Origin of the sequence: Bacteroides salyersiae WAL 10018 = DSM 18765 = JCM 12988 (assembly GCF_000381365.1) — a bacterium.
Taxonomy (GTDB): Bacteria; Bacteroidota; Bacteroidia; order Bacteroidales; family Bacteroidaceae; genus Bacteroides; species Bacteroides salyersiae.
This window is the reverse complement of the sequence record NZ_KB905466.1, coordinates 2,879,793-2,898,630: the sequence shown is the minus strand read 5'-3', so window position 1 is coordinate 2,898,630 and position 18,838 is coordinate 2,879,793. Positions and strand designations below refer to the sequence as shown.

General features: G+C 45.3%; 9 protein-coding genes. 1 reads left to right on the top strand and 8 read right to left on the bottom strand.

The annotated features are described in order from the left end of the window. Position 1: 1 nt before the first annotated feature. From HMPREF1532_RS10535 to HMPREF1532_RS10520, 4 genes are read right to left on the bottom strand one after another with little or no spacing between them, the layout of a single operon-like run. Positions 2-1,228 carry a DUF4998 domain-containing protein gene (locus HMPREF1532_RS10535; RefSeq protein WP_005928803.1) on the bottom strand — a complete coding sequence of 409 codons (1,227 nt, stop codon included), beginning with the start codon at positions 1,226-1,228 and terminating at the stop codon, positions 2-4. Positions 1,229-1,242: 14 nt separating this feature from the next. Continuing rightward, positions 1,243-2,451 (bottom strand): DUF5000 domain-containing lipoprotein, encoded by a 1,209-nt coding sequence (locus HMPREF1532_RS10530; protein ID WP_005928800.1) that lies wholly within the window; start codon positions 2,449-2,451, stop codon positions 1,243-1,245. Between the two features lie 30 nt (positions 2,452-2,481). Next, positions 2,482-4,476 (bottom strand): RagB/SusD family nutrient uptake outer membrane protein, encoded by a 1,995-nt coding sequence (locus tag HMPREF1532_RS10525; protein WP_005928797.1) that lies wholly within the window; start codon positions 4,474-4,476, stop codon positions 2,482-2,484. After that, positions 4,477-7,671: a SusC/RagA family TonB-linked outer membrane protein gene (locus HMPREF1532_RS10520; RefSeq protein ID WP_005928794.1), complete on the bottom strand. Its 3,195-nt coding sequence runs from the start codon at positions 7,669-7,671 to the stop codon at positions 4,477-4,479. Between the two features lie 260 nt (positions 7,672-7,931). Between HMPREF1532_RS10520 and HMPREF1532_RS10515 the strand changes: the two genes are divergently transcribed. Beyond that, on the top strand, positions 7,932-8,822 hold the full coding sequence (locus tag HMPREF1532_RS10515; protein ID WP_005928791.1) for an AraC family transcriptional regulator: 891 nt from the start codon (positions 7,932-7,934) through the stop codon (positions 8,820-8,822). Between the two features lie 13 nt (positions 8,823-8,835). On the opposite strand, the gene HMPREF1532_RS10510 is transcribed toward HMPREF1532_RS10515, so the two are convergent. The 4 genes from HMPREF1532_RS10510 to HMPREF1532_RS10495 form a co-directional block, all read right to left on the bottom strand. Beyond that, positions 8,836-9,858 carry an aldose epimerase family protein gene (locus HMPREF1532_RS10510; RefSeq protein WP_005928788.1) on the bottom strand — a complete coding sequence of 341 codons (1,023 nt, stop codon included), beginning with the start codon at positions 9,856-9,858 and terminating at the stop codon, positions 8,836-8,838. Positions 9,859-9,923: 65 nt separating this feature from the next. Beyond that, the gene (locus HMPREF1532_RS10505; RefSeq protein ID WP_005928784.1) at positions 9,924-13,265 is read right to left on the bottom strand and encodes a DUF5107 domain-containing protein; all 3,342 of its coding nucleotides are present in this window, start codon (positions 13,263-13,265) and stop codon (positions 9,924-9,926) included. A 13-nt stretch (positions 13,266-13,278) separates the two neighbouring features. Beyond that, positions 13,279-14,673, bottom strand: a complete 1,395-nt coding sequence (locus HMPREF1532_RS10500; protein WP_005928781.1) for a sugar porter family MFS transporter — start codon at positions 14,671-14,673, stop codon at positions 13,279-13,281. Positions 14,674-14,763: 90 nt separating this feature from the next. Then, complete coding sequence (locus tag HMPREF1532_RS10495; RefSeq protein WP_005928778.1) at positions 14,764-18,714, bottom strand: hybrid sensor histidine kinase/response regulator transcription factor; 3,951 nt, start codon at positions 18,712-18,714, stop codon at positions 14,764-14,766. Between the last annotated feature and the right edge of the window lie 124 nt (positions 18,715-18,838).

Sequence of the window (18,838 nt, the reverse complement as noted above, 5' to 3'; positions counted from 1 at the left end):
GTTATTCTACTTCTTTCTCTATCGTGTTTATTTTATGAATCTTGTTCAGAGCAACGGCATTGATACGGATATCCGCGCTCTTTTCTCCCATACTGGCTACCCAACCCAACAAAAGCGTTGTTTCCTCATCCAATGTGAAACTCAAAGTCTTTGTACCGGTAGTACGCCCCCAATTGACAGAAACCAAAGCGGCAGCCGCTACCTGATCGGTATCCGGAAAAACATCTGCCACCACCACAGCGCCATACGGGTTCAGATTATTCCCCTTAGAGGTATTCACATTAAAGGAGAATTCATAGGTTCCGGCAGGCAAGGTCACCTTTTGCCAGATTTTACCGTTTTCAATGGCACTGTCATAATTGAGAGTAGACATATTGATGAATGTCTTACCGGCAGAAGCCTCATAGAAAGTTCCCGTACGACCGCCGTTTTGAGTAAGCAGATTAGGAGTATATTCCCAATCTTTCAATACACCGCTCTTTTCTGTCCCCTCATCCTGACGCGCAAACGGTTCGGTAGCATTCTTCATCACAGTCCCCGTCAATGTTTCATCCGCCTCCACATTCGCCTCAATGTCAAAGATATCCACAGCAGCCGTATCCGGCAGATAGTAAGTTTTCATTCTGAAACCACTCATCGATTTGTACTCCTCTAAAATGGTTTCCTGTTCACTCTGTTCTACCTGAACCATACGTTCCTGCCCATTGACGTCCGTATACCAGATACGGACGTACGGAGAATGGCTGTCGGCAGTAGACCAACTAATCGTGGTAGAGTTGTTCTCACATTTCACATCCGAAATGCCCCGGTTGTACAATGTGCTCTCATAGATCGAGCCGTAAGAAGAACCGATCAGCGATTCCGGTACGGAAGCATGTCCTTCATCATCAAAAGTCTGTACTACAAAGTTATAAATACCCTCTTTCAACGGAATATCGTATGTAAACACTTCCGCTCCCTCCTGACGCTGAACAGGCAGGTCGATCACATCCTTTCCCATGTTGTAAGTGATACGCAACCGGGTAATCTTCGGATCGATCAGAATACCGTAAAACTGCACACGTCCTCTGCCCGAACGCATCTGCATCGCCTCCGGTCTGCCGATATACAGTATTTCCTTTCCATCTGTATACTTCAGATAATCATCCATCTTTGTGCAAGAGGAAAAATTGCCAAGCAACAAAAGCAACACTCCTATTGCCGATATATATTTAACTATCAATTTCATAATTCAAGCATTTATCAATTATTCGTTTCCGATTTATCATCTCCCCAGAAAGTAACTTCCGTAAACGTCATATTCGAGTTACCAGTCCAGTTATCGATACACTTAATGCGGATATAGCGTACACGCGGTGCATCCAACGGGAAATTCGCGTTATCCCCTTCCTTGGCGGCCAGACGGTCGTCTTCGGTCAGTTCGCTTCCCGGCAGGCCGGACGGCTTTTCATTCTCAATATGAAGCAGTTTTGTCCAACTGTCCCAACTTCCGGATTTATCCAATTCCGCACATCCCCAGACTTCATAGATCTTCGGAGAAACGTCATTATAGAAGTGCTTATCGTCTTGCACGAATTTCAAATTGAAACGGCTCAACTTGACCAGCACACCGAGATCGAAAGTGAACCAGGTAGGCCCATCGTGTTCTTCAATACCCGTATGAGCGCCGGTTTGTCCGTCACCATCGGCTGCCGCCCGTCCGTCCCAGATATATTCCATCTTGCTTTCATAGAAAGTACAGGGGAAGTCGCCCGGCAAAATAACTTCTTTAAACTTCTTCTTATCGAGTTCGGCCTCGTATATCGGAGTCAGGTTTTCCTTTTTCACCGGAGATCTGTTTCCCCATTTATCTTCAAAACAGATCTCAAAATCACGGGGAACATCCAGAAAACCACGTACAGAGAAAGTCGCTTTGGCCAATCCTGTATAGAAAGTCTCCGCATTGGCCATTTCATTGTCTGCATTCGGAGTAGAGACGTACACTGTGAGGTCGGCTTTCGAAGCATTGTCAAATGAGAAAGTCATTCCGCCGAAGTCCGGTTGCACCTCCAATGTTTCGTAAGCAGCCTGCACCGGAGGCGTATCTGCCGCGACCTGTATGTTCACCGGTTCCGAATAATTTTCACTGCGATCCACGGCATATACATCCAACGAATAAGTATCCGTATCTCCAAACCCCTCTACAAGCAATGTATTGGTGAAGTAGGAAGCCTTGAATTCGTATTTCTTTCCTGCCTTGTTCGTGTAACTCGCCGCCACATAAAGCAAGTCCGGATCCGAAGGCAGGGTATAGGTAAGAAGTACCGAACCGGACATCTTTGTATAAGTAACATCACGTACCGGCGCCGGTGCTTCCTTGTCGTTTTCCAAAGGCTTCACAACGTCGTTCTGACAACCGGCAAAGACCGCCAGCAGCCCTAAAGTGAGTGCATATATTTTTATTGATTTCATATTTCTTTCTGTTTTTAATCCTAAAACCATTTATTGCCATCCCGGATTCTGCACCAGATTGGGATTGATTACCAACGATTTCTCTTTAATCGGCCAAAAGTAATCGCGCGGTGCCACAAACTGCTGCGTATACATCGTAGTGAGCTGATAATAAGTATCCACTGTTTTGCCACGGGGATTCCATGCCATCAGCGTCTTGTTATATTCTTTATCGGCAATCTTCCAACGACGGACGTCCCAGAAACGCTGCCCTTCAAACATCAACTCGATGGTGCGTTCACGCTGGATAATTTCCCGTAATCCCAACTGCGTTCTGAACTTATTCGGTTTACGCGAATGCTCTTCCCAAGATTCTTTTACACCCGACAAACCGGCACGTTCTCTGATTTTATCGACATAGCTGATTGCCAAAGTACGGGCCGCTTCCGAATCGGAAGCCTCATTAACAGCCTCTGCATACAGCAAATACAGATCGGCCAAACGAAATTCCGGCCACGGATACTGTTCCGAGTTCCAGCCGCTCTCTGTGTTTACGAAGCCCAGATTGACCAGTTTCTTTGCCCAATAACCTGTTTTAGAATATCCGTAAGCTCCTAAGATACCTTGTGCCTGACCGGCACGTCCTTTCAACTGCCAAATATCGGATGAGTTTCCGGAAACACAGTTACTCTGATACCACAAACCACCGTCAAAACCGATATTGGCATAATAGCGAGGTTCACGGTCGAAATTGGCAGTCACCGTTTCGTAATCCGGTATCAGATAAAATTCATTCACCGTGTTACTGGTATTTTTCTTCACTTTCAGACGGTTGGCATATTCCCACTCCTTATCCTCGTCGAGAGGAATACCATTTTTAGTATAATACAATTCCGTAACATACATGGTCGGATTAATCTTCTCGGAAGCACCGTGCATATTCGACGGATATTTACCGACACGTGACATACAAGACTGCTGCAAGCCGCTTACCGGACGACCGGACAATCCCCAGATCAGTTCATCGTTCCATTTCTCCGTCACGCATTCACGCAAGCTCAACTCCCGTTTCAACCGGTCACTGAACAGCATGTTCGTATGGGTTTCGTGCAATACGATCTCCGGGCTGACACCGCCCTCTCCCTGTTCGCACATCTCGATTGCTTCTTCACAGGCCTCTTGGGCATCGATCCATTTCTGTACGCTGTATTCCTGACTAAACAGATGCTCCCCGTCTTTATTCGTAAAATCGGCATAATCCGGATTTCCGTTGAACAACGGGCTGGCTGCCATCACCAGCAACTTAGCTTTCAGCATCAAAACGGCCGGACGGGTGATACGCCCCAGTTCGGTTGCCTGATCATCTATTTTCACAGGCAAATCTGTTTTTGCTTCATCAAGCAGGTCGGAAATAAAAGCCACCACCTTATCGACCGGGGCACGTTTCAAGCGCACCTCTTCGGGTGTGGAAGAGATAGGCAGGTTCTCATTAATAATCACAATCGGACCATACATACGCAACAGCAGATAGTGATAATAAGCCTTCAGGAATTTTGCCTCCGCCAGCCATCTCTTTCGCATGGAAGGTGCAAGATCACCTACATAGTTCAGATCGGAAACATAAGTAAGAAAGGTATTGCAATCACGAAGCCCTTCGTACAAGCTGTGGGCTGCCCCATTACCGCCGTCCCAATAATTCATATAAGGCTCGTTCACATTCTGATATCCCAAACCGATGCGCCAGGTTGCATAATCATCCCCACTCTGGATGGGATAAAAAGTAGCCAGCTCGTCACCTCCCATCAACCCTACGTTGGCACGCTCGCTATGATACTCAGGGATGTATGAGTAACAGGTAAACAGATACTTCTCGGCTTCATTACGGTTGCTGAAAGAATGTTCGATCGTACCGACATTATCGGGCACGACATCCAGATAGTCACTACATGCACTCAATCCCCACATTCCGCCGGTCAATAACGAGACACATGCCAGATTTCTCAATTTATTTTTAAGATTATATTTCATTGCTTTCGTCTCCTTCATTTAAAAAGTTAATTGAACACCTATATTAATCACCCGTTGAATAGGATATCCCAGGCCATTACCTCCCATTTCGATATCCCACATGCTGAATCCGCTCAAAACAAACAGGTTGTTACCGCTACAATAGATACGGGCCGAATTTATATAAGCCTTTTTCGTCAATGTCTCCGGGAAAGTATATCCCACTTCCAGCGTCTTCATACGCAGGAAAGCACCGTTACGCATAAACCAGGTACTTTTCTGGATATTGTTCTCCATACGGGTCGTACTCAGGCGTGGCCACAAAGCGTAAATGTCCCGGTTGGTCTCTGTCCAATGGTTGTCAGCGTAAGCTTTCAGCAAAGGAATATCCTTCCACATATAAGCGTTATCCCAATTGGTATCCTCGTATACGTGCACAAACGGAGAAGTATTCTTTGCATCGATCCAGAAAGAGGAACGGGCAGACCCTTGGAAGAAAGCGGAAACGTCAAAACGGGCGCTACCGAAAGAGAAACCGAAACCGTAGATGATTTCCGGAACGGTAGGAAAACCGATAGGCACTTGGTCCAGTTCGGTAATCTGTCCGTCACCGTTTACATCCCGGTATTTGATATCACCCGCCCCATATTCGCCAAAGGTCTGCTTCGGAGAGTTGGCCACATCGGCATCGTCAATGAACAGACGCTCGGCAATATAACCGAATTCCTGATTTAACGATTGTCCGACGTGAAGTTTGTACTTCTCATTGTATTCCGGTTCTTCATATTTCAGGAATTCGCTATGGGCATAGGTGAAGTTTCCGTGCACCTGCAACCACATGCCATTCCGGTATGCCTTGTTATAATCGAGCGACAAGTCCAAGCCACGCGCTTTCGCTTCACCCACATTGGCACGCACCTTTGCCGAAAGTCCCATTGTAGAAGGTATAGACTCCCTATCCATCAGGATATTAGTACGGTGTTCCGTAAAATAGTCGGCTTGGATATTCAATCCGTCGAACAATGTAAATTCTACGCCATAATTCGATTTGTAGGCTTTCTCCCAAGTGATATCACGGTTATCATAACGCCTCACGGTCACACCGTTCTTTGTATAATTGAAGTCCGTACCGAAATTATAGCTCTTGCCGGCATCGTTTGCATCCACCTCGGAAAGATAGAAGAAACGGTCGTCTTCGTCACCAATCGCATCATTTCCGACCAGACCATAGGTATATTTCAACTTAAACTTGGGAAGAACCTTTTTCAATGGTTTCCAGAACTTCTCGTTCGAAAGGTCATAACCGACACCGATAGCCGGGAAGAAACCGTAACGTTCCGAACGGTAAAAGCGTTCCGAACCGTTGTACCCGAAGTTAAACTCAGCCATATAGCGATTGTCGAATGCATAAGTAAAACGGCCGGATAAGCCCTGGTTACGGTAAGGCAACGATTTCTGCAAATTGTCTTTCCCCGAATCGTCAGTGATATTGGATACCTTCTTTTCGCGACGTTGATAAACCAGCAAACCGCTTATATCATGATTACCGAAAGAACGGTTGTAAGACATAGCCGCCTCCATATAGACCGTAGACTGTACGTCTGTCCATGAACCGGTAGACTCCAGATATTCCGTCGGGTTGGCATCTTCGTTCAATTGCATGATGGTATACGAGCTATTCTTGTCATAAGATCCTACATTATAGAAATAAGGATTCGATGCACGTCCCACCTCAAAATAGGCATAACGGGAAGTATTGAACAGACCACGAACATTCAATCCTTTCGTGATGAACGACAGGTCCTGTTTCAACTCGAACTGTGCGTCCATCGTCGATTTCGAATAATCTTTATATCCCTTTGTCAACTCGGCATAAGGGTTCGTGTATTCCACACCGTTATTGTACAGTGCATTACCATACAACACGTGCTTGGCAGAGGGCAGGTCGGAAGACGGATAATAAGCCGGAAACAATACCGGATTGGAAACCATGATCTTCTTATACATCGTATCACCGCCATCCAATGGACCGGTGTAATCGTCGAACGTACCGGCCAGACGCACAATAGCCTCAGTCGTCTTTGTCAGATTAATATTTACATTCGACCGTAACTGATAAGTGCTCAAATCGATATTATTCTTATAACCGGCATACTTGTCATTCTTCAGGTTACCATTATCTTTCGAGAAAGTGGCCGCAATATAATAACGGGCTACCTTACCACCACCGCTCACACTCAAATTGGCACGTTGGTTTGCCACAAGCGGATTAGTCATCAACTTACGCCAGTCGTTGGCCGGATACAGATAAGGATTCTTACCCGCAATCGTATTGGCAATCTTCTCGCGCGAATAGACCAACGGAGACAACGGATTACGTGTAACAGCCGCTTCATTGGCCATTTGCATGTAAGTGATCGGGTCTGCCAACTCTATATTCGACGTATTGGATGAAAATGAATTCTCCACGCGTAAACTGACCTTAGCCGGCCCTTCCTTTCCTTCTTTTGTCTGCACCTGAATAACGCCGTTAGCACCACGTGCACCATACAAAGCGGTTGCGGTCGCATCTTTCAAGATAGAAAAAGCAGCGATATCATCCGGCTGCAAACGAGCCAGTTCGGTAGACGTTGTTTCGATACCGTCGATCAGGATCAACGGGTCTTTTTTATAACCGAAAGTCGTCACACCACGGATAAAGAAGTCGGCATTGTCCTGTCCCGGTTCTCCACTACGCTGGTAAGCTATCAAACCGGACATACGCCCGGCCAGTGCGGTAGTCAAGTTACTCGAAGGCACTTTCAGCGCAGCCGGCTTCACCGTCTCGATGGAACTGACCATACTCTCCTTCTTCTGAGTACCGAATGCCACTACCACCACCTCGTCAATGCTGACGGCATCTTCTTTCATCTCCACATCGATACGTTTCTGGTTTCGTACCACAATCTCCTGTGTCTGCATTCCCAAAAAAGAGAATACCAGTGTGGAACCGGCGGGAACATTAGACAAAGTGTACTCACCGTCCATATCGGTAGTGACACCGTTGGTCGTACCCTTCACCACCACGGTAACAGCCGGCAGCGGTTCACCGGTTTCATCCTTAACCACTCCTTTCACAACCCGGTTGTCAAGTACTCCGGCATATCCCGACGCACCACAGGAAAACAACAACAAGGCTAAAATGAACTTAAAAACTTTCCGGAAAGAAAGTTCTTCAAACATGTGTTTTTCCATATATAATTATTTTAAATCTATCACTTTATATTATCATAAAAACATATTAATAAGAATTATATTTATCATATGCAAAGTAAGCTTAAAAAGAAAGGGAAATCAATAGAGAAAAAAATTATGGATATGGAGAATCTTACCCTAAAAAAAGCGATCAAAAACTTATGATAAAACCAATCCGGTTTAGAAATATTTTGGTAACTTTGAATACAGATAACGTGAACTGTTATATTCAGATTTATCAACCCTATACCTGACAAGACATGCCACGAATTAAAAATGGATTCAAAGGAGAGCGTACCATTGTATTACCGGCTTTCCTGATCGAAAAATTAAAACAAGACCCTCTGGGCCAGGAGCTATATATCACTGATATAGGCTATTATCCGCATGCCAATTTTCATTATTGCGAACGTACCGCCGAAGAGGTTAATGAGTTTGTCCTTATCTACTGTGTAGAAGGACAAGGCTGGTTTGAACTGGCCCACCGGCGGAACGAAATCAATTCCAACCAATTCTTTATTCTCCCCAAACACGTGGCACATGCTTATGGCAGTAATACCGCCAATCCCTGGACCATCTACTGGATACACTTCGACGGGAAAAAGGCGGCGTTCTTCAGTAGCGGATTCGACCGTCCATGTAACATTACTCCCGAAGCACACTCCCGGATAAAAGAACGGCTGACGCTCTTTGAGGAGATTTATTCCGCCATCAATTCCGGATACAACAAGAATTATATGTTGTACGCCACCACCAGCCTGTTCCACTTTTTAGGTTCTATGAAATTTATCGGAGAATACCGTGACTGCGGTTCTATGAACTATTCACAAAAAGATGTAGTACAGCTTGCCATTCATTACATGAAAGAGAACCTGAATAAGAAGATTCGTCTGACAGACATTGCCGGTGAAGTAAAATTATCCACTTCTTATTTCTCCAACCTGTTCGAAGAGAAGACCGGATCTTCGCCTTTGCGGTATCTGAACTATCTAAGAATACAGGAAGCATGCCACTATCTGGATTTCACCGATATGAAAATCAGCCAGATCAGTCCGTTGGTGGGTTATGAAGATTCTCTCTACTTTTCCCGGTTATTTACTAAAACGATGGGCATACCTCCCTCGGAATACAAAGCCAAAAAGAAGGGATAAAAAACATCCTGTATCATTCCGAAAAATCCAAGTCAAACCGGTAGACGGTCCGTTGTCTGTATTCGTTTCCGGGTCTTAACAGGCACGAAGGGAAATGAGAATGCGAAGGCGTATCCGGAAAGAATTGCGTCTCCAGGCAGACTGCCGTATCGGGGGATTCATAATAGCCTGCCGTATAGAGTAATACCCCCGGCAGATCCGTCATCACTGTCAGACGGCGCTTGGATGCAGGTTCGCAGAGACAAGCCGCCAATACCATATCACGGGAAGGCTGTTCTTTCAGGATATAACAATGATTATATCCCCTATTATCACGCAACTGCTGATTATCCGTATATATATCCACACCAAGTTGTTTACGGCAAGTGAAATCAAAAGGAGTGCCTGCCACCGGAGTTACCATACCCGTAGGGATAAACCCGGCGTTTGTCTCTACTATCTTTTGGGCAGGAATATACAATGAATGCGAAAGAATCTTCTCCTTTGTTCCGCTTAAATTGAAATAGGCATGATTCGTCATATTCAAATAGGTAGGCTTGTCCGACACTCCGAAATAATCCACCGACAATTCATTACATTCGCTCCAGCGATACTCCACCGTTACCTCCAAATTACCGGGATATCCTCCATCGCCATCCGGTGAAGCCAACATAAAACAGATGCCGTCAGCCAACTTTTCCCATTTCCACAATCGCTGATGAAAACCGGAATAGCCTCCATGATTTGTATGTCGCCCGTCATTCGTCTCCAACCGATAGGTAAGGCCGTCTATCAGAAACGATGCGTTTGCGATCCGGTTGGCAAAACGACCGACCGTAGCTCCCATATAATAGGTATCGGACAAATACTCCATCGGATTATCATAACCGGTTATCACATCCGTCAGCCGTCCTTCATTATCGGGTACCCCCGCTTCAATCCACCGGGCTCCCCAATTGGTAAATCCTACCCAGGCACCGGAAGCATTGACTACCTTAAAATAAAAAACAGGTTCACCCATTGCCGTATAACCTGCGATTTCGTGTATTACCTTCATTATAAAGTATTGAAAAGAAAAAAGATCCCCATATGCAAACCTATGGAGATCTTCTCATATAAAAATTAAGCGTCACATAAACTGCGGTGAATTTGCGCACCTTGATGATTGATATCCAACTCTATGACTTTATCCAGAAAGCCGGCAGCTTCCGGGATTTCATCCAATCCCAGATAACCCAGTCCCATCACATAATTGCAATGAATGCGGTTCCGCTTGTTCAAGTCGTCTTCCCAAATAGCCAGATCGGGCAATGAAACGGCAAAATAATCGATGCGGCAAGTATCAAACAAGTGCTTTTCTCCATGTTTGATCAGCTTGTTAAAACAACCCCGAGCCCGGTTCTCATCTCCCAATGCACGCCAGGCCAGACCTTGATAAAATATCTTATCCGGCTGCTGATCGTTATAATAGAATGCCTGCTGCGGTTCGGCGGAACCGACAGTCGCTTTCTCGAAGCAAACTTTCGCCTTCTCTTCATCACCCAAACCTCGGTAAGCCTCTCCTTTATAATACCAAATATCATTTTCTTCGGCATTTGCCAGTTTGCCCTCTCCTAAATTGTGGGGATACTGATCCGTCTCTTCCAGCAAAGCTAATGCGTCCGCATAACGCTGTTCACGCAATGCCACCCTGGCAAGCTCCACCCGGCACAACACGTACTGACCGGTAATCTTTCCTTCTCCACCTTCCCACGGATGAAATTTACGACCAGCAATCAATGCTTTCGCCTCATCATAACGTCCCAGTTGATTATAGAGCGTGATGCGTTCGATAGCCAAGTCATCCCGTTCTTCCGTTGTGGACAAATGAGTTTCAAGAAATGCAAGACGCCGTTCATGCGAATACCCCAAACGCTTGTACAATTGATCCAACTCCATCAAGATACGTGAATCGTTCTCATCCAGACGGAATGCCTTTTCCAACGCCTCCAATGCTTTGGCCTTATTATCCTGTTTGTTATAATACGCCAATGACAAGTTACGCCATACGGTAGGGAAATCAGGACAAATAGCGGCCGAGGTCTCCCAACATTCAATGGCACGGTCATACTGCCGGGCAGCATACCAGAAGTTCCCCAAGCTGTAAGCGGCCTTAGCAGCCCGGTCGTTCAATTCCAAGGCATTTTGCAAAATCAAGACCTCTTCTATACGGTTCGGAAAACAATAGGAGTGGTCTTCCTTTTCCGCTTTCCGGTAATAGTCCAGTGCATGCGCTTTCTCTCCCCGGCAGGCATGAAAATACCCGAGGGCATAATAAATCATCGGATACACTTTACGGGTTTCCGAAAGATAGCTTTCCAAAAACAAAATGGCTTCATCATACAGACCCGCACCGGCAAAGTCGAGCGCATATTCAATAAATGTATGTTCCCAACGACGCATTAATCCGTTCATCTCTGCCATTAAATTCCGATCCTCCGTCAATAAATAATGCTCGAAACGGCATCCCATATTGAAACGGTCTATTTTCAAAGATTCCCGTATCAGATCCAATGCTTCTTCCTTCCGGTTCAGTTTACGCAGAATAGAGGCTTTCAACTGGCGAGCCTTATGATTGTGCCAGTTACGAATGAGCGAACGTTCCACCTTATCCAAAGCACTCTCATACTTACCCCTTGCCGTATCTATTTGTGCCAGGGCATAATAAGCGGCATCCTGCCAGGCCGCATTCCAGGCCGATTTGAAAAACGCATCATAAGCTTCGTCCATCTTTCCCTGCATCTTACAGCTCCAGCCTAAATTATAATAGGGTTCACCGTCATATGGATTGGGATTGCGTTCGGTCAGCGTGTCCACAGCCGTACGGAAATACTTCTCGGCAGCAGCAAATTGCCCTTTACGCATCAGTAACAACCCGATGGCATTATTGCACCGTACATCTCCCGGTTCACGCCGCAAAGCTTCCTGATAATAATCCATCGGATTATAGGTAGCATGGCGATATTGCTCCAAATGAAGCCCGGTCAGGAACAGTTGTTCCATCGAAGCGATCTCCTTCGGATCTTTTGCTGCCTTAGCAGGATCCGGTATCGGTTTTATCTCCGGCTTATCAGCCTGATAAGTCAACATTACCTTGCCCTCGCTATCCCGAACCTCTATTCGGATCTCTTCCTCTTTCAATCCTTCGGCCGGGAAAGTGGCAATGAACGGCTCTGCCGGAGAAACCTGAATCGTTTTATCGAACAGCAATGTTCCCCGGACATCTTTCACCAACAGATGCACATCCTTGTTGACACCTGACGTATAAAGAACCAAACGGGCATTGTCGTCTTTCAGTTCTACATTCAACAGGGCATCCTTAGTGGCGTTCTTTACATAACCCACCTCGCTGTAAGGCATGAAATATTGCACCCACGACTTCTCCTCATAAGGTTGCAACCATGAAAAGTCTGGCTGATTATCCGTATACATTCCTGTCATCAGTTCGATATAAGGTCCGTCCTCATCCGTAAGATTCCGGTCCCAAGCCTTGCCAAAATCCCCGTTTCCCCAAGTCCATTGTTTCTTACCCGGAGAAACATGATGGTCGGCAACATGCAGCAAACCTCCCCGGATATCGTCTTCATAACCACCTACAAAATCATATTTCGATTGGATAGCCATATAAGAAGTGGGAACAGGAATGTTTTTATATTTGGAAATATCCACCCCGGCCGAATAGTCTTGTTTATAATACACCCCGGTAGCAATAGGGAAAGAAGATACATCCCGCTTACCATGATCGAACACGGCATTTACATCGGGTGGAAACACCGAATGGTAATGGTCATTCACCACCACGGCCGGATTGGCCCACCACAAGAATGTCTGGGGAAATGCTGTACGATTATAGATCTTCACATTGATTTCAATATAGGCCTTGCCCGGATAGAGTGTAAAACCCTGCATCCCTTTGGTACGGAACATGCGCTCCACTTCATTACACCAGATCGTTTTACTGCCGTCGGCATTCTCCTCGATAGAAAAGTCGGTAGGCAGAAAAGTAGAGGGGCGGTGATGTTGCGGCCAGTTGAACTCGATTCCTCCTGATATCCACGGACCGGTAAGACCTACCAAAGCAGGTTTCACCACTTGATTATAATATACGAAATGGCGTTGTTTCACCTTATCATAAGCCATGTGTATGCGACCACCCAATTCCGGCAGGATCATGACCTTGATATATTCATTCTCGATAAAGAGAGCATGATATTTCTTTTCCACTTTCGTATCGGAGATCTTTTCCACCACAGGGTAAGGGTAGACAGACCCGCTACTACCTTGATACACTCTCTTTTCCAGGAAAATAGGATTCTTTTCTTCCTTTCCTATTTCATAGGTGGGAAGTAGAATATCCTCTTCCCACGCGCGTACCTCACTGGTATACACTGTACTCTTAATCAGATATTGAGTTACTTTTTCCATACTATAATAATTGCTATTTTATTAATTCTTTTTCCAATTCTTCCAGACTCTTTCCCTTGGTCTCGGGTAAATAGAGTGCTACAAATATTCCGCCGGTAAGGCAGATGATGCCGTAAAGCCAGAAAGTACCGGCCGCTCCCAACCCGTTATTCAATACCGGAAAAGTATAAGTAAGGATGAAACAGGCAGCCCACAAGGCGAAAGTGCAAACCGACATCGCCACTCCACGAACCCGATTGGGGAAGATCTCGGAGATAATCACCCACATGGTTGTAGCCAACGTCATGGCATAACATGCAATGGCAGTCACGACAATAATCAGCAACACGACCCCGGTAATGTGAAAATAATAGGCTGCCCCCATAAAGGCATAAATCACAGTCAGCCCGAATGCCCCTATCAAAGTAAGCGCCTTGCGTCCCCAACGATCGACCACGAACATGGCCAGAACCGTAAACACGACATTCGTAATTCCGGTCACAACGATATTCATCAGTACATCCGATACTCCATATCCGGCAGCCATAAATATCTCCTGTGCATAATTGAATATCACATTGATACCGCACCATTGCTGCAAAACGGCCATCACAACACCAATTACCAGCACTTTACGCATGCCGGGACGCAATAATTGCTTAAAGCTACCTTGCCGGTTTTTATCCGAAGACGCCACGGCAATCGCTTCCAATTCCCGACGGGCATAATCAGATCCGCCCATACGGGTAAAGACTTTTAAAGCGGCTTCCCTACGGCCGGAAGAGGCCAGCCAGCGAGGACTCTCGGGAAGTATAAAACTAAAAATGAAAAACAAAGCAGCCGGCACAGTCATCGCCCAAAACATCCAGCGCCATCCCATCTGCCCGTTCCACGATTCACGTATCATTTCATACGTAGCTCCTATCGCTACCGGTTCCGCGATCTGCCAGTTCACGATCTGAGAAGCTAAAATACCCAGCACAACCGTCAACTGATTGATAGCGACAAAACGTCCGCGCAGATGAGCCGGAGCTATCTCCGCAATATACATCGGCGACAGGCTGGAAGCAATACCGATGGCAAACCCGCCGACCAGTCTGAAAACATTGAAAAAAGTAAAGGAATTGGCGGCTCCCGTACCGATAGCGGTACAAATAAAGAGTCCTGCCGCCAATGTAAGAACCGGCTTCCGACCGAAGCGGTCACTCATTTTTCCGGCACTTAACGCACCTATCAGGCAACCTATCAGTGCACTACTCATCGCCCATCCTTGCAGTACGGGATTACCTGCTATCTGAAAGTATTGTTCGTAGAAAGGTTTCGCACCTCCTATCACTACCCAGTCATAGCCAAAAAGAAAACCTCCCATAGCCGATATCAGGGCTATCAGGAACAGATAAAGATTCGATTGTGTTTTCATCAGGGTCATACAAATATTAATCATTCATTTGATGACCGCAAAGTAACCGGGATTTACCCTATAAAGAAATAGAGAGAATCACTTAAAGTATGGACGATTTTACTTTTCCGGTTCGCTCCTTCTCCGTTTGCATTCTTTCCGGAATTCATTAGGCGTTTTTCCGAACTGTTTCTGGAATTGCTGGATAAAATTACTTGTAGAGTTGATGCCGACCAACACACTCACCTCATTAACCTGACAATCTTCCTGCGACAAAATAGTGGCTGCACGGTTCAGCCGAATGAAACGGATAAACTCCACCGGACTCATATTTACAATGCCCTTCAGCTTTTTACTAAAATTAGAATGACTCATATGCATCTTGGCCGTCAGTATCTCCACATTAAAAGTGGGATCGGATATGTTTGCATTCACAATATCCACTACCTGATTTACAAAGTTCTCATCAGACTTATTGATCTCTACCTGCCCGATCGGTATCAGTGGTTTGGTGTTCTGCAGGCTGATGTCCCGGTTTTTGTTCACTATCAAGCTTCTCAGCAAAGCCGATAAGTAATTCAGGTTGAATGGTTTCTCGACATAAGCATCCGCCCCGGCCTCCAGTCCCTGAATCTTCGTGCTAACGTCATTCTTCGATGTCAACAGCACCACCAATATATGGCTGGTAGCTATCTCCGCCTTCAATTTCCGGCAGAGAGACAATCCGTCTAAATTGGGCATGATGATGTCACTCAATACGATGTCCACCTTATTATGTTCTATCACGTCCAAAGCCTGTCTGCCATCGGCCGCCGTCAGGACAGTATATTCTTCATGCAACTGTTCCGATAAGAAATCCACCACATCCGGATGATCGTCCACAATCAACAGAGTAACCCTCATGCTGTTTTTATTCAGCAGAATCTGCCCGTCGCTCATCTCCACCGTCTGTACATTCTCGGTTATCTTCTGCCGAACCGGAAGTTTAAGAACAAAGCAGTTCAGCCCATCCATCTCCTCGTAGGTCAAAGTACCCCGGTGCTGTTCCACCAAGCTCCGGCAAAGCGATAATCCGATCCCCACGCCTATATTCTCCTTACTGTTTTCTGCCCGGACAAACGGTTCGAAAATCGCTTCATGCATATCCTTCGATACCAACAAGCCGTCATTTATAATTTCAAGTGTCAGGTATTCGTCATCACGACTCACCCGTACCGTAATACGAGCGTCACTGTATTTTATAGCATTGAATATCAAGTTATTCATTATCTTGTCAACCGCATCCTTATCGGCTATCACACAGATATCCGGATCTACGCGGTCTGCTATAATCTCAAAAGTCTTATTCTTTTCCGAGAGCAACACAGAGAATCTTTCTTTCAAGGACTCAATCAGATGCAATGCCTTTATCTCCGAAAAGATCAACGGTTTATTCATATTTCCGGCCGCTTTGAAGTCCAATAATTGATTTACCAGATTCAATAACTGGTCTACATTCTGTTTGATCAATCCCAGATAACGTTGTATATTCTTCGGAAACTGTACAGACTCCTGTATCACCAGATCCATCGGACCACTGATCAATGTCAGAGGCGTACGTATCTCATGCGTAATATTCGTAAAGAAAGCCACTTTGGATTCATAAAGCTCTTTCTCTTTCTCGATTGTATAAATCAGATTCTTCTCCTCATTTCTACGGGCAATTCTTTTCAGGTAAGAACGTATCCAGTAAAAAAGCAATGAAAACACTACCAGAATATAAATGATATAAGCAACAGGCGATGCCCACCAAGGCGGCAGTACATCAATCATCAAGACCTTCTCCGATTCATCCCATACTCCCATATTATTCGCCCCTTTCACGTGGAGAACATATTTTCCGGTAGTAAGCCCCGCATAAGATATCACATTCTTATCCGTATAGATCCAGTCATTATCGACGTTACTCATACGATAGGCATACCGGTTAGCCCCCGGAGAAGCGAAACTCAATGCAACGAAACGGATACTGATGTTTCGCTCGTCGTATTTAAGTGTTATTTTATAATCCTTATCATACCGGTTGATGACATTGGGGAGAAGGTTTTTCCCATTTACAAGAAAATCTGTGAAATAGACGGAAGGCATTAAATCGTTTCTGACGAACTGCTCCGGATTGAATGAGACCAACCCATGCATGGTTCCCATAAAAATCGTTTCTCCATCCACCACAACCGCCGAGTTATAATTAAACCGGGAGACGCTCAAACCGTCTTTTTTACCAAACACCTGTACTTCTTTGCTCTCCGGATTCAGACACACAAGCCCGTGGTTCGTTCCAAACCAGATATTTCCACGAGTATCCTCCACAGCCTTGAAAACAATATCGTCCGGCAATTCCTCTTCAAGCGAATAGACTTCGAAAGCCTCATCCTGAAAACAACAGATACCTCCCCGGTCCGTGCTAAGCCAGATGCGTCCCTTGCTATCTTCCAAAATGCTGCTGACCGAATTCGAACTGATAGAACCGGGCTTACCATCCGCAAGATACTGCTCCGCCTCCTGTGAACGGATATTATACCGATATACCCCATTTCCCATTGCCGCAATCCAAATATTCCCCTGGCTGTCTTCTTTGATATCCTGTATATATCCGTAGCCGAACTCCGTCACTTTCTCAAAATGCATCGTCCCTTTTTTCGCCGTATATACGCCCCCGCCGTCGCTTATCCAAATAGTACCTGTATGATCTTCACAAAAAGCAAAGATGCTTTCCTCTTTCAAGCCCAGTTCTTTACCTGTATAATGCGTCACCTTCATAGACGGAGACACCACATCCAAACCATTCTTAAAATATCCGATCCAGATATTCCCGTCGATTTTCCGGATACAGGTGACCGTAACAGTAGGATGCGTATTGACCGGAGTAAAAACAGACATATTCTTATCGAAAACCGAACAGCCCTCATCTTCCGTTCCCACCCAGAGCTTCTGGGTCTCTTCATCCCAATACAAACCATGAATCCACTGGCTCTGTACACTCTGCGGATGATCATTCGGAATATAAACCGTAAAATTCTCCGCACTACGGCTCTGATAATTCAAACCGCCATACAACGTACCTACCCAGATCCCCTTTTCCCTATCGGTATACATCGTTGTTACCGTATTATTACTAAGCGAATGCGAATCGAAAGAATCATTTTTGACATTAGTACAGCTCCCGGTCAACACATTATAGATATAGATACCATTATTCGTACCCACCCACAATTCCTCCTCCTTGGACATCATCAGGCAACGGAGCATTACCTTATCCACTTCCGGAAAATCATGCAGGGAAAGTGTTTTCGTATCCATATTATATTTCAGTAAGCCCCCCTCATGCAAAGCTATAAGCAGGAATTCCTTATAAGACAGCATCGTATAAACTCCTTTTCCCTGAAACATTCCGGTTTCTTTCAATACCCGCACAAATTCGTCTTTCTTCCTGTCATACCGGCAAATGCCCTGTTCGATACAACCGGCCCAGATCGTTCCCTGTTCATCTACCGTCAGTGACAACGGCCCCCCCTTTCCAAATACCGTATCCTCCGATATCGAATAGAGTCGATAGGCTTTTGTCTGTATATTCACTTTCAGTATACCACGGGAAGGTAAGACGACCCACATATTCCCCTCCTTATCGGCAACAATATTTGAGACCCAATTATATAAAAAGTCCGCACTCTGGTCGGGATTCAACCAACGTTCCAAATACGTAAAAGTTTCCAAAGCCGGATCATAGACAAAAACTCCGTCGTCCGTGCCTATCCACAAAAGCCGGTTAGCGTCTTCACACAAAGCAGCAATGTTATTATTCCGTCTGTTCGCCACCGGATCATAACAATCCAGCACCTTAAACTCGCATCCGTCATAACGATTCAGTTTGTTACGGGTTCCGATCCACATATAACCGTAGCTATCCTGCAATATGGCTTTCACTTCACTATGCGACAACCCGTCTTCATTATTCAAACGAGTAAAATGTACCTGCCCGAACAACGATATACATAGATTAATAAAGATGATAAAACACAGAGTTATTCTCATGATTATATAATATATAAATGCAAAAATAACCATAAAGTATCAAAAAACGCCTTTTCAGACCAATATAAAGTCTCACAATATAAAATTTTGATATCAAAATATAAAATATTCACTCAAAAGCCGG